The sequence below is a fragment of the Bifidobacterium sp. SO4 genome, assembly GCF_018555355.1.
In the GTDB taxonomy this organism is placed as follows: Bacteria; Actinomycetota; Actinomycetes; order Actinomycetales; family Bifidobacteriaceae; genus Bifidobacterium; species Bifidobacterium miconisargentati.
The window spans coordinates 21,765-36,219 of record NZ_JAFEJP010000007.1; the positions used below are offsets into that span (position 1 = coordinate 21,765).

At 62.7% G+C, this 14,455-nt stretch carries 8 protein-coding genes; 2 read left to right on the plus strand and 6 right to left on the minus strand.

Translation table 11 applies throughout. The features are described 5' to 3' along the window. Positions 1-113: 113 nt before the first annotated feature. Complete coding sequence (purM, locus tag JS536_RS06135) at positions 114-1,151, plus strand: phosphoribosylformylglycinamidine cyclo-ligase (RefSeq protein ID WP_214356228.1); 1,038 nt, start codon at positions 114-116, stop codon at positions 1,149-1,151. A 146-nt stretch (positions 1,152-1,297) separates the two neighbouring features. Continuing rightward, a complete protein-coding gene (purD, locus tag JS536_RS06140) occupies positions 1,298-2,569 on the plus strand; it encodes a phosphoribosylamine--glycine ligase (protein ID WP_214305426.1) in 1,272 nt (423 codons plus the stop codon). Positions 2,570-2,867: 298 nt separating this feature from the next. Here the strand turns inward: purD and JS536_RS06145 are convergent, their stop codons facing one another. The 6 genes from JS536_RS06145 to JS536_RS06170 form a co-directional block, all read right to left on the minus strand. Further along, complete coding sequence (locus JS536_RS06145) at positions 2,868-4,568, minus strand: aldehyde dehydrogenase family protein (protein ID WP_214356229.1); 1,701 nt, start codon at positions 4,566-4,568, stop codon at positions 2,868-2,870. A gap of 190 nt (positions 4,569-4,758) precedes the next feature. After that, complete coding sequence (locus tag JS536_RS06150) at positions 4,759-7,374, minus strand: glycoside hydrolase family 2 TIM barrel-domain containing protein (RefSeq protein ID WP_214356230.1); 2,616 nt, start codon at positions 7,372-7,374, stop codon at positions 4,759-4,761. 349 nt (positions 7,375-7,723) lie between these two features. Further along, positions 7,724-9,808, minus strand: coding sequence for an LTA synthase family protein (locus tag JS536_RS06155; protein ID WP_214356231.1), 2,085 nt, complete (start codon positions 9,806-9,808; stop codon positions 7,724-7,726). A 236-nt stretch (positions 9,809-10,044) separates the two neighbouring features. Further along, positions 10,045-10,992: a zinc ABC transporter substrate-binding protein gene (locus tag JS536_RS06160; RefSeq protein ID WP_214356232.1), complete on the minus strand. Its 948-nt coding sequence runs from the start codon at positions 10,990-10,992 to the stop codon at positions 10,045-10,047. Positions 10,993-11,985: 993 nt separating this feature from the next. Next, the gene (locus JS536_RS06165) at positions 11,986-12,945 is read right to left on the minus strand and encodes a CTP synthase (RefSeq protein ID WP_214356233.1); all 960 of its coding nucleotides are present in this window, start codon (positions 12,943-12,945) and stop codon (positions 11,986-11,988) included. A gap of 598 nt (positions 12,946-13,543) precedes the next feature. Then, positions 13,544-14,377: a hypothetical protein gene (locus JS536_RS06170; RefSeq protein WP_214356234.1), complete on the minus strand. Its 834-nt coding sequence runs from the start codon at positions 14,375-14,377 to the stop codon at positions 13,544-13,546. Between the last annotated feature and the right edge of the window lie 78 nt (positions 14,378-14,455).

The following is a 14,455-nucleotide window of genomic DNA, read 5'->3' on the forward strand; positions in this document are numbered from 1 at the left end:
TTCAATCGATTTAAGCGTATACACATTTCAACCAATGACTACCCCTCAGTCACGCTTCGCGCGACAGCTCCCCTGACAAGGGGAGCCGGGGTGTGAGCAGAAAGGCCCACCTAATGCCAAAAGCATATGAGAACGCCGGAGTGAGCGTCGAAGCCGGATACGAAGTCGTCAGGCGCATCAAGTCGCACGTTGCCCGCACGAACCGTCCCGGCGTGGTCGGCGGCATCGGCGGATTCGGCGGCCTGTTCGATCTGGCCTCCCTCGGCTACAAGGAGCCGGTGCTGATCTCCGGCACCGACGGCGTGGGTACCAAGCTCATGGTCGCCAAGATGATGAACAAGCACGACACCATCGGCATCGACTGCGTGGCCATGTGCGTCAACGACATCGCCGCCCAGGGTGCCGAGCCGCTGTTCTTCCTCGACTACATCGCCTGCGGCAAGAACGATCCGGCCCTGCTGGAACAGGTCGTGGCCGGCGTGGCGGACGGCTGCGTGCAGGCCGGTTCCGCGCTGGTCGGCGGCGAGACCGCCGAGATGCCGGGCATGTACGACGAGGACGAATACGATCTGGCCGGCTTCTCCGTGGGCGTTGCCGAGAAGTCCGCCATCGTGGACGGCTCCACCATCGCCGACGGCGACGTGCTCATCGGCCTGCCCTCCACCGGCATCCACTCCAACGGCTTCTCCCTGGTGCGCAAAGCCCTGTTCGAGCAGGCCGGCTACACCGTGGACACCAAGCTGGACGAGCTGGACGGCAAGACGCTCGGCGAGGTGATCCTCACCCCCACCAAGATCTACGTCAAGGCCCTCTCCCCGCTGTTCAAGGCCGGTCTGGTCAAGGGCGTGGCCCACATCACCGGTGGCGGTTTCATCGAGAACATCCCGCGCATGATCCCGGACGGCCTGGCCGCCGAGATCGAACTCGGCACCTGGCCGGTGCTGCCCATCTTCAACGTGCTGGAGAAGGCCGGCGACATCGACCACAAGGAGATGTACAACATCTTCAACATGGGTATCGGCATGGTGCTCGCCGTCTCCGCCGACCGCGCGGACGAGACCCTTGAGCTGCTCAAGTCCAATGGCGAGGCCGGCTATGTCATCGGCCGCATCGCCCCGGACACGGACGGCACCCAGATCGTACTGAAGTAACTTCGAGGCTCCCCTCTCTGAGGGGGGCTGGCTCGCGAAGCGAGACTGAGGGGAGTCGGCATTCATTCCCGTCCCTCCCCTCAGTCGCTGGCGCGACAGCTCCCCTCGGAGAGGGGAGCCAGAATATTTTCGGAAAGGACACATCAATGGGACAGAAGGTTCTGGTCATCGGTTCCGGCGCACGCGAGCACACCATCGCCTACACCCTGCTCAAGGGTGCCAGCGTGGATGAAGTGACCGTGGCCCCCGGCAACCCGGGCATGCTCAAGGACGGCATCCACATCACCGCACTGAGCGAATCGAACCACGCGGCGCTCATCGACTTCGTGAAGGATAACGGCTACGACTGGGTGTTCGTTGGTCCGGAGGTTCCGCTCATCGAAGGTCTGGTGGACGATTTCGCCGCCGCCGGCATCAAGGCGTTCGGCCCGCGCAAGGCCGCCGCCCAGATCGAAGGCTCCAAGGACTTCGCCAAGCAGCTCATGGAGCGTCACAACATCCCGACCGCCAAGTACCAGACGTTCTCCGATCTGGAAGGCGCCCAGAACTACGTGCACGAGCACGGCGCCCCGATCGTGATCAAGGCCGATGGCCTGGCCGCCGGCAAGGGCGTGACCGTGGCCATGGACGAGCACACCGCCCAGCGTGCGCTGGAGGATATCTTCGTCGATCATCGCTTCGGCTCCGCCGGTGCCAAGGTGGTCATCGAAGACTTCCTGGAGGGCCAGGAGTTCTCCCTGATGAGCTTCGTGAACGGCACCGAGTTCTGGCCGATGCCGATCTCCCAGGATCACAAGCGCGCCCACGATGGCGATGAGGGCCCGAACACCGGTGGCATGGGCGCTTACAGCCCGGTGCCGCAGATTCCGCAGTCCGTGATCGATGAGGCCATCGAGACCATCGTGCGCCCCACCGTGGAGGGCATGGCCGAGGAGGGCACGCCGTTCACCGGCATCCTGTACGCCGGCCTGATCGCCACCGCCGACGGCCCGAAGGTCATCGAGTTCAATGCCCGCTTCGGCGATCCGGAGACCGAAGTGGTGCTCCCGAAGCTCACCTCCGACCTGGGCCAGGGCATCAGCGAGATTCTCAACGGCGGTACCCCGGAGTTCACGTGGGATGAGGAGAACGCCACGCTCGGCGTGGTTCTGGCTTCCAACGGCTACCCGGAGAACGTCATCAAGGGCGCCCGCGTGCCCGAGATCGAGGTGGATGAGGACTCGCACGTCTACTACGCTGGAGTGGTGTCCGATGGCAAGGGCGGTCTGGTGGCCAACTCCGGCCGCGTCCTGCTGGTGGAGACCTCCGCCCCGGACATCAAGTCCGCGCAGGACAAGGTCTACGCGATCCTCGACAAGCTGGAGACGCGGGGACTGTTTTATCGCCACGACATCGGCTTCAAAGCGCTGAATGCGTGATTACGGAGCGCCTTCGGCGTTGCTCCTCGGTCGACGTACCTTCGTACGTCTTCCCTCGGTGCGCCTTGAAGTCGCACACGTAATCACACCTTCAGCAAGTGAAATAGGCTGAACATAGAAAAGCTCCCATTGAGGGAGCTTTTCTCGTTTTGATTGACGTGAGGGCGTTGTCTCGGCTCCCCTCGGAGGAGAGCTGTCGTCGAAGATGACTGAGGGGAGTTACAGGAATTACCTCCGCGGACTCCCCTCAGTCAGCTTCGCTGACAGCTCCCCTCAGTGAGGGGAGCCAAAGCCGTGTCTAGCTCAGTCTGGTGATGAGGTCGAAGAGGCGATGCTTGGCCTCGGTGAAGGGCGGGTAGACGGCGCGGAGCGTGTCCGGGAATTGGGGTTTGACCACCACGGTCTTGACGTGGCTGAACGTGTCGAAGCCGGCCTTGCCGTGGTATGCGCCCATGCCGGACAATCCCACGCCGCCGAACGGCAGTCTGCTGGACAGCAGATGCCCCAACGGCAGGTTGAAACCCAGCGCACCGGAGCTGGTGCGTCGTTCGAAGGCAAGCCGCACCGCATGGTCACGGGAGAATACGTATGCAGCCAACGGCTTCGAACGACCGTTGATGAACCGGATGGCAGCATCGGCGTCCCGCACCACCAGAATCGGCAGAATCGGCCCGAAAATCTCCTCCCGCATCACCGGCGCATCCGGTTGGGTGCCGTAGAGCACGGTCGGCGCGATATATCGCGCATCCCGATCCACCTTACCGCCGCAAATCACGCGGCCGGCCGGGTCGGTCACGCCCGGCACGGACTGGATACCGTCATCTGCGGGTTCCGCACCCGTCGACGCCACGCCCGCACCGGAATCCGCCGAGATCGCCTTACCGTTCTCCACTCCCCCACGGGTCTCAGCCGCATGGGCCGGATCATCTGCCGCCGGAACCGTGCCGCTGGCAAGAGCACTGACCACATCCGCGACGTTGCCGCCGCTCCGGTTGGCCGCGGCGACTCCCGCATTGATGCGTCGGCCGACCATGTCCATCGCAGCGCCGACCGCGGACGCAGCCACCACCAGCGGCGAACTCGGCGTCTCGGGCGGCACGGTGCCGGCCGACAGCAGTCCGATCAGCCGCTCCATATGACGGTCGTTGATGATGCGACCGTAATCCCGCGAATCCTGCGGATTCTCACCGAAGAATTCGGTGATCGCCACAGCGATGCGGCGGGCCAGCGCTTCGGCCACATCCGGCGTGGCAAGCACGTAATCCGGTGCCACGCAGGTCTGGCCGGCATTGGTGAACTTACCCCAGACGATGCGTCGGGCGGCCACGTTGATGTCCGCCGTACGATCCACAAAGCACGGCGATTTGCCGCCCAGCTCCAACGTAACCGGCGTGAGGTTCTCCGCAGCGGCCTTCATCACGATTCTGCCGACCCGTTCGCCGCCGGTATAGAAGATATGGTCGAACGGCTCCTTGAGCAGTTCGCCGGTCTCCTTGGGACCTCCTTCAATCACGCGCACGGCCTCGCAGTCCAAATACTGCGGCACCAGTTCGCTCAGCAATCGCGCGGCATTGGGAGCGAGCTCGGATGGCTTCAGGCACACGGCGTTGCCGGCCGCGATCGCATCGGCCAGCGGGGCCAGGGCGAGCAACACCGGGTAGTTCCACGGCGCGATGACGAGCACCACACCCTTGGGCTCGGCCACGGTCCAACCGGCTGCGGGCTGCAGCGCCAACGGCATCGGCTTGGGCTGGCGCGCGGCCCATCGTCCCAGCCGATTCCGCACGAACCGCGCCTCATCGGCCACCAGATTCAGCTCCATGAGCACGGTTTCAGCGGCCGGCTTGCCCAGGTCGGCGGCCACCGCGGCTACGAAATCCTCCCGGTTCTCCACGACCATTCGCCGCATCGCGTCCAGTTGTTCCCGCCGCCACGTCAACGGACGTGTCCGTCCGGAAGAGTAGGCGCTGCGCAATCGCGCGATTGACATATCAGTCATCCTTTATGCCAGCCTTTCGTCGGTTCCAGGTAGCAACGTCAGCATCAGCAAGAGCCCATCATCATGATTCCACAAAACCTGTTACGCCAAGACTGAGATGCGTCCGGGCGGACACCCCTCAGTCGGCTTCGCCGGCAGCTTCCCCACAAAGGGAACCGGGAATGGGAGCTGCTGATCTCGGCGTAATGGCTCATGATTCCACGGTCACATGGGTGTGCACCGGCACGCCGGCGGGGACGCGCCAAACTGCCATGGCTCGGCCGAAGTAAGTGGTGCAGGTGGGACCGGCAAGTTCGTCCGTGGTGATGGGGTTGCCGCTGGCCACGCCCAACAGCTCCGCACCGCGGGTGGCAAAGGCCGGGGCATCCGGCGCATCGCCCTGTGCCGGCTCCAAAGTCACCGTGATACGTCGGTCACTCGTCGCGTGGACCACGCCATGAGCATCGGTCAGGGCGATGGATTGGAAGACCAGCTCGGTATCGTCCCAGCGCGGGTCGTCCTGCGGGTACGGGTTCGACACACGTTCGCATCGCGTGCCGACCACGATCTCCACCCCTGCCGAGACCAGCGTGTCACGTCCGAGTTCACGCCCATCCGACGCATAGGCCACCGCAGTCAGCTCGCCCGGTTCATACGGCACACGGAACTCCGCCATGCATCGACGTACCGGCACCGCGCCGCCAACCGGCCGGCCATTGAGCAGCAAACGTACGCAGTGTCCACCGGAATACACCTGAATCAGCGCGTCACGCCCTTCGTAGCCGGCCCATGACCAGCTGGCGACGCCGTCATGCCCGCGCTCGATGAACCGCGAAGTGCGCCCCGGACGCACCGCTCCCCCGCCGTACAGCAACTGCATGGGCCGCACGGTGATGGCCGGCCGACGCCGCACGCCGGTGACCACCTGCCGATAAAGCATCTGCCCGGTCGGCTCACCGGTGATGTCGATGAGTCCGGAACCACCCAACAGGCCGGGATAGCGCCGATACGGGCCGGTCAGATGCCCGCGCAGGGCCGCACGATTGCCGTATCCGGCCGTCCAGCCATCCGGTTCGGGTTTCGCGTACGCCCATGCGCTCACCGACGCCTCGCCGATGTAGTCCCAACCGGTCCACACGAAATCGCCAATGAGGTACGGCAGACGGCGGATTGCGGGCCAGGTGTAGGCGATTTCCTGCGGATACGTTTCGCTGGCGCAAAACACACGCTGCGGATGGCGGCGATGGAACCATTCCGGCCCCTGACGGCAGTAGTTGAGGCCGGCCACGTCCACCTCACGGAAGACGGCGTCGGTCTGCCGGTCCATAATGCCCGTGGCGAGCGCGAGCGGCATCAGCCGGTCGATGGCCGTGAGCAGCGCAGGCCCGGAGGCGTGTTCGAGCGTGGTGTTGAGGCCGGGTTCGCCCTCCACCTTGGCGTCGTGCTCGTCCATGCCGGCCCTGGTTTTGGCGGCAAGCGCCAGGGAGATCGGGTTCACGCAATCGATGACCGGCCTTGAAGGGTCGAGCCCGCGGATGATGGAACGCATCGAGCGGGCGACTTCGGCGGCGCGCGGCGACTTGGTGTCCGCGATCTCGTTGCCGATGGAGTAGAGCACCACACTGGGATGGTTGCGGTCTTTGCGAACCATTGCAGCCAGATCGGTGGCGTAATGGTCACGGAAGGAGCCGGCATAGTCGTAGCTGGTCTTGTGCATCCACCACATGTCGAAGGCCTCGTCCATCACGAGCAAGCCCACCTCGTCGCAGGCGTCAAGGAAGGCTTTGGAGAGGGGGTTGTGTGCCGAGCGGACGGCGTTGAAGCCTTGCTCCTTCATGATGCGGGCACGACGGTATTCGGCTTGTGGCAGTGTGGCCGCGCCGAGGATGCCGTTGTCGTGGTGCACGCAGCCGCCGTTGAGCAGCAATCGTTCGCCGTTGAGTCTGAGCCCGTGCTCGGCGTCGCAGGTGAGTGTGCGGATGCCGAAGCGCTCGGTATGGATGTCAAGTACCGTGCCGACTTCCGTGCAGAGTTCGATGCGTGCGGTGTACAGCGCGGGAGCAGCGGGCGACCAAGGACGGACGTGCGGAATCGTGCCCGTCGTTCCGCGGAATCGTGCGACGGTGGTGCCGGAAGCGTCGGCGACCGTCGTCCATAGATACCGGTTCGGGCCGATTGGTTGGTCAAGGCTGATGGCGATGGTGGCGGAATCGTCATCGGCGATGGCGACGGTATCGATACGGACGGCATCGGGACGGATCGCATCGGACGGCTCGGGCGAATCGGATGGAGTCGGCTTGGTGACGTCGGCGGACGGGCCGCGAACGATGGACTGACCGGACAGACCAGGCAGACCAGGCAGGCCGGACGGATTGCGCGAATCAGCCGTGTCCCCGGTATCGGCGACCCACAGCCATACGGGCCGGTAGATGCCGGAACCGGAGTACCAGCGCGAGTTCGGACAGCGGGAATTGTCCACCAGCACGGTCAGCGCGTTGGCGCCAGGCTTGAGCAGGGCGGCGATGTCGAGGTAATAATCACCGTAGCCGTAGGTAAGCTCGCCGGCCGGCTCGTCGTTGACGAGTACGGTGGCGCCCGGATAGACGCCCTCGAATTCGAGGAGCGCGGCAGCGGGCGCAGCGGCGACGTGCAGCGTGGTGCGGTATTCGTAGGTGCCGCCGGGATAGTAGCCGGTGTTGTAGCCGTTGGGCGTGTTCGAGTCGCGCGTCTCGCGGATCATCGCGTCATGCGGGAGCGTGACCGATTGCCACGAACCCCCATCGATTGAGCGGAACTGCCAGTGATGATTCACGTCGATGCGCTTCATGGCTTTTATTGTAGGCCGGGCGGCATGGGGAGAGCAGCATCATTCCGGACCGGATATCGTAGGCGGTACGATGCCGTGCCGGTTGAAAGCCGGAGATCTGATTTACGCCGAAATCCTTATGGGACTACCCCTCAGTCGGCTACGCCGACAGCTCGTCCTGCAATTGAGGACGAATTTCGTTCGCGGTCTGCTGGCTCGACTGTCGTCTCGCACACTGCCTGGAAACAGCCCAGTGGGCTGTTTGCTTTACGGTAACGGTACGGCAATTACGGACGGGCTACGCCCGCGGCTTGCTGGCTCGACTGTCGTCTCGCACACTGCCTGAAAACAATCCACAGGATCGTTTTCTTTACGGCAGCGTCATAAAGTCCGTGTCTTTGAGGTAGTTTTTGCCGGTGGTGATGTCGTACTGGATGAGCTTGTAGTCGGCGAGCAGCTGCTTGGTCTCCTCGTCGAAGTCCTCCTCGCTCATCGGGTTGCCGGCGTGGTCCAGATAGATGGACTGGCCCTCGGGAATGCGATCCCAGCCCTGGATCTTGTTGACCACCGGCGGCTCCATGGCGGCCACCTTCGCGTGCATCTCAGTCAGGAACGCGAGATACGGCGAAACCTTGGCGTTCATGTGGTCGGCGGCCTGGGCCACGAAGAAGTTCGGCGAGGAGTAGGCCGAACCGCCCGTCTTGTTGCCCTGCGTGCCGGAGGCCTTGTTGGACCAGATGAAGTAGTCGGTCAGATGCAGGGCGAGCGAGTTGTCGTCGTCCTGGCTGGCGGAGGAGTAGATGCCGGGCAGATGGTCGCCGTAGAAGACCACGGTGACGGGCTTATCCAGCTTGTCGAGCTCGTCCAGGAACTCCTGCGTGGCCTCATCCGTGATGGACGCGCCCTTCTGATAGGTCTCGATCGACTCCTTCTCGTCGTCCTCCAACGGCGTGCCGGTGGTGGATTCGGCGGTGAAGTCGTTGTTCTCATACCACTCGTGATAGGGCATGTGGTTCTGCATCGTGATGATCTGGATGAACTTGCTCGTCTTGCCGGACTTGATGCCCTCCAGCGCGGAATCATAGGTGGACTTATCCGAGACGTACGGCGATTCGTCGATCTTGTCCTGGTACTTGATCACATCCGGACCGGTGAGCGTGTAGAAGTGCGAGAAGCCGAACTTCTTGTAGTTCGTGGCGCGCGAGTACATGCTGGACTCGTACGGATGGTAGCCGAGCGAGTTGGCGGGCGCGCCCCACAGCTGGTTCACGGTGGGCGTCCAGTGTTCGGACGGCACGAGCTGCTGGTAAGGGCTGGTCAGGGAGGAGTCGAAGTTGGCCATGCTCAGGCCCGTCAGACCCATGTACTCGAGGTTCGCGGTGCCTCCGCCGTAGCCCGAGGAGAGCATGAGGCCGGAGGTGGTGGATTCCTTGATCTTGCGGATGTTGGGCATGGAATCCTTGTTCACCTTGAGGCCGGGCACGCGGCTCGGATCCGAGAACGATTCGGACAGCACGTACACCACGGTGGAATCGTTGAGATCGTTCGCGCGGGAGGCGTTGATCTTGGCAGCGGCCTTCTTGTAACGCGCGGCCACCTGCTTCATGGTCTCCTCGGAGTAGTTGTCCGGCTTGTCCATGACCTTCGGATTGAGCTGGCGGGTGAAGGCCACGAGCGGGCCGTTGCGCTGCGCGTCGTAGACGGAATCCCACATGGACGGCTTGTCGCCCATGGCGTGCGAGAACTTGTTGGCCCACGAGTCGGTGGTGCTCACCTGCATACAGTACAGCGAGAAGGCGAGGACCGGCAGCAGGATGAGCACCAGTCGCGTGCCGAGGTTCAGGCCGATGTTGCCGGAGCGGATCATGCGGCCCCTGCGGCCGTCGAGATGACGCAGCACCAGAATCAGCGCAAGCAGGGCGGCGAACACGCCGAGCGCGATGAGGATGGTCACATGCGCGCCCGCGGGAATGAAGGTGAGCATGTTGCCGGTGTTGGAGCCCAGGAAGTTGAGGTCGGCGGGCAGGATCGCTTCGTAGCGGATCTCGATCTTGAAGTGTTCGATGGCGGCCACCAGGATCGCCGCGCCCACGATCACCGCGCTGGCGGTCCAGAAGCGGTTGAACAGCATGAGCAGCATGAGGTACAGCAGCCCCACGAGCAGCACGTTGAGCAGCACCACGGCGTTGCCTTCGCTCCACAGCTTGGTCACGAAGTTGAAGCCGACGTCCGGGCTGGACAGTTGCACGCGCGTGGAGCTGGTGGAGACGCCCACTTCGAGCGCGGCCACCGCCACGGCGTCGAACACGATGAAAAGGATGGCGTACAGCCAGCCGGGGAACGGCTTGTGCGGGTGCTTGGGAGTGACTTCGTCCGCCTCGGCACGGTTCGTCCAGAGCCGCCAACGGGACTTCGGTGCGCTGCTACTGCTCGTGTTAGTGGTGTTCTCGCTCATTCGCCTGCTTGTCCTGTGATGCTTTTCAGTGGCATATTTTCGCCACCGAACCTTGGAGAATCAACGTTCTCTCCGGTTTCCTCACGGTTCTCTAACTATTGGGACCGGCTTGTTGCGGCTTCGCGCCGTTTCCCGGCCATTCACTCTGAAGCAACCTTAACGCAAAGGGTGCCTCGGGTCAGCCCCGAGACACCCTGAACATGGCCCTGATTGGGCCGACAAGTTGCGGGATCGCGCTACTTCGCCGCGGTCGCGAACTGGTCCACGAGCGCGCCCATCCAGTCGAGCAGATCACCGTACTTGGCGGGCATCTGCTCGGTCAGCTCCACGATCGGCACATCGGCCTGCTTGGCGGCATTGGTGATCTGTTCGGTGGTGGAGTTGGACTCCTGCGTGTTGAGGACCAGCAGCTTGGCGTCGCCGGCCTTGAGCGCATCCTGGAAGTCCTTGATGTCGGCCGGGGTCGGCTCGCTCTCGTTGGCGGAGGCCTGCGCGTAGCCCTGCGGGGTGGCGTCGGTCATCTTGAGATCGTCCGCCAGGTACCAGGCCACGGACTCGGTGGCGGCGTACGGCAGGTTCGCGGTCTTGGTTGCGACGTTCTTGATTTTGGCTTCGAGCCGGTCCTCCTTGGCATGCCAGTCCTGATTGAGCTTGGCGTAATCGTCTTTGTGGGCGGGGTCGGCCTGCTGGTAGGCGGCGGTGATGGCGTCCGCGGCGGCGGAGCGTGCCTTGGCGGAGAACCAGACGTGCGGGTTGTCGCCCTCCTTGATGCCGGTGGTTTCGGCGGCGTCCACCAGCGTGGCCTTGGTGGACTCGGCGGCCTTGGACGCCCACGGATCGTAGTCGGCGCCGTTCACGATGGCGATTTGCGCGCTGCCGAACCTGGCCACGTCCTTGGCCGTGGGTTCGTAATCGTGCGCCTCGACGTTGGTCTTGGTCATGATGTTGGTGACGGTGACGTGTTCGCCGCCGAGGTCTTGCGCCACGGAGCCCCACTGGTTGATGGAGGCGACGACCGCGATGGTGCCGTCGGCGGCCGTCGTTCCAGCGCCGGATGCCGCGGTTCCGGACCGGGTGGCGCCTCCAGCGGTCCCGGTGAAGCCGCAGGCGGCGACGGTGAGCAGCAGCGCGGCCGTCGCGGTGATTCCGGCGAGCGCACGTTTGGTATGGGACTTGATAGACATAATCGTTTTCCTCTCTAATCGGTCTGTTAATGACCGGCCTGTTTGCGGCGATTTCGCTGGTAATCGCCCCGCCGACGACCGAAGTATGCCGCGGGCGGCCAAAACCGTTCCGTTTGCCGACATCAGGGCGCGCCCCGAATTGGCAGGCACGGACCACAACCGCAATTGCGTTCCCGTCGGCCAGCCCACCGGGGCCGTGTCGAAGCCCCGATAAACCAGTCAGCGGCAGCCGTCAACTTACCCCGAACTTCTCCGAAGCGGACCGAGCAGTGCCGCCGCAGCCGCTTGACCTTGGGGCGGCCTGCCCTAAGCGGCTCCGAAGACCTTGAAGAGGCGAGCACTGCCTGATGCTCTCTTCCGGTCTTCTGAACCCGCGTGGCTCTCGCGACCGCGGAATTTTTCGGCTGTTACCGGAAGACAGCATAACACATATTGAGAATCATTTTCATTAGCGATAAATCGGCGTGTCTCTCTGCGACGAAGCGTGTTAGGAATCGCAGTCACGACCGATGGCGTGCATGGCCAGATCGTGACAAAACAAGCTCAATTACCACCCATCCCCCACAAACGAATTCCTTCAACGCTCACGCTGTCTTAGCAGTACAGCATCGTCGCACCCCCGTCGGCAAAATCAGCGTTCCGCAACCTCATGGACGCAGAACACGCATTCCCGCACATTCAAATGCTCTCGGAACAGCCTTCCAGCGAACGTTTGAGGATAGAAGACACGCCCTTCTAGCTTCAAACAATCGCAATTCGTCGGCCCCGCGAACGTTTCATGCCAGAAGACATGCTTTCCTAGCATCAAACCATCGCAATCCGGCGGCCTAGCGAACGTTTGACGCCAGAAGAAATCACCTTGTAGCATCAAACAATCGCCGGAAAGCCGGATTGCAACGATTTGATGCTAGAAGGCGCGTTCTTCTAGCATCAGACCACCTCCGCATGAGCCAGAATCCACCGAGGTCCCCGGAAATCCTGACACCGCCTGATTCAGGCCTGGATATTTCGAGGCAAACCGGCACCAGTCAGTTTGTCGACCAACGGCCACCTCTGAACCACATCGTCATAGCTAAGGCGAACTATGCGGTTCACACCCCACTCATATAGCTTGCGTTCCCTGTCATTCTGCTGATTGACTACGGCCTGAATGGAACGACGGCCCGTCATCGCGGGATCAGAGTATTTGGCCATGCCGTCGTATTCGGCGACAACCGTGTATCCGCCCGGGAACTGCCAAGCGAAGTCGACCCGATACCATTCCCTCGAATTCCTGGGATTGGCGAACACCCGTTGCAGTTGCGGCACCGGGAAGTCCTCCTCGATCATCACCGCCCGAGCCAACGATTCACCGCCATTCTCACTCAGTGGATCCACATATTGCAGCACCCGATCCGCCGCGGAAGTGTCACGGTGAAGCTCCGCGCAAAGGGAGCGAAGACCATCCGCGGCGCAACTGCCTCTTCTGAACGCCGAATCGAAAATGGGCAACGCATTGGCGAACGGCAGGATCAACGCGCAATCCACCAATGTCCGACTCACCGAGGTCACTTTCACACCCTGCGTTTCGCAAAGAGGAATCGACGGCATGAAGATGTGATGCACCCCATTCGAACTGGAGCGAGACCTCACGCTGGAGGCAAGGTACAGTCCCGACCGATGAATCGACCACTGATGGTCAAACCCGTATAAAGCGGCAGCCGTAGGACCGGCGAACACCCACGAGGGGTAGCGCTCGGCCAGGCACCGTGCAAGATGACAAGCTTGTTCGGTGCCGTTCAACGTGTTCCAGTATTGCGCGTCGACAAACACGCCATGATACGGGTTGGCCAACTCACCGGCGCGTACACGGCGTCTCAGCGCCTGCCCCTCAGCTTCATTGGCCGCGAACACGCAACTGCCCCGTTGCCGTGCCTGCGCAAGTTTGTCCGTGATGATGCGATGCGTCTTCATGCGCCTGACGCTAACCGCCCGCGTATGCGAGCGTCCAGCCGAACCGGCCTATGTGGATGCAGCTTCCCGATCATCGGCGTGTTGTGGATTACTTTGCATTTCACCGGATGCACTCCCGGAGCAAAGGAAAGGCCCGGCTGATGAGACCGGGCCCGGAGAGAGGGAAGAGAAGAGGAAGAAGAAAGGTTCGTTCAGTTATGAGATTCTGCGGAAATCCCGCCGGTTCGCTTTCGTTTGCCGACACTCATATATAACCGCGCGAACCTTCGCATAACGATGCAGGTTACGGCGAATTCCCTCACGCCTTCCTGAAAGTCCGCTGGACATCGCGCCATCCCATCGCACACGAATGCGTACCAAATTACACGAATGCACACCGATGTACACCGATGTACACCATTGCGTACTGTTGTGCACCATTGTGTACTGCATAAGGGGCGCGCTTGGCATAGGGCAGGTCCGGCGGAGCACCGGTACGCATCTGACGCCGATGCAAACCGGCGCCCGTCTTGTGCCGACCCCGGCAACCCGTCGTCCATTGCAGACTCGCAGAACGTTCCGCACAGACCCGACGAACGCTCAATGAAGCCCAAAATGACTAATGTCTGCGCACGGTTCCAGCAAGGTCGGCATCCACGAAGTAGTGTCCGCCGACGGTTCGTCTGAGTAGCGGACCCGACCCCGCCGCCAGTTCGTCCGGGAGCGACCGCGAGGAATACGCCTCCTTGACCAGTTCGGGAGGGATGGGGTCGAATCCGATGAGTCCGAGCCGATCGCCGTCGATGGAGAGGGTGAGCCAGGCCATGAGATGACGGTGACGCCAGTCGGCCAAGGGGTCCGGGCCGAACAGCTCCTCCCACCGGTCCGCCCGGAGGTACGCGGAGATGCGGATCGTGCGCGGTGCCTCGTCACGCCGGAAGACGATGTGGGTGAGCGGATGCTTGACCGGGTCGCCGTCGTTGTCCGTGTCGTCCGGGAACACGACCGTGTCTCCCGCATGGAATCCTGTGGTCCGTACGCCCACGACGTCCGGATTCAGCGAGGCTTTGTGGATACGACTCCACCTGATTTCCGCGCGCACGCACTCCACGGCCAGAATCACCGCGACGACGGAGAACAGCAGAAACACAAGTCCGACGCCGATGTTGCGCCAGTTCGCGGCGAAGAGGCTGACATGCGCGTCGTCGCCGTGGTTCGTGACCCACATGGAGCCCACTTCGCCGACGATTCTGTCCGCGCCCGCAATGACGCACCCGACCGCGGCCGCAGCTCCGATCACGATGCCGGCCGCATTGCCCAAGGCGTTGCGATTGCCCGCCGCGAACGATTCGCGCGCCACGTCGTTCGTGCCGGTAAGCCAGATCGGCGATTCCAATGGGTGCACCAGCTTTCGCGCGGTGCCCAATGCCGGGTTTTCGGACGGTTGCGTCATGTGATTTCCCTCTCCCCTCGATTGTTGCATTCCATTATCAGAGCGGATATGGGGAACCGCAGGACCACAAGATGGCCA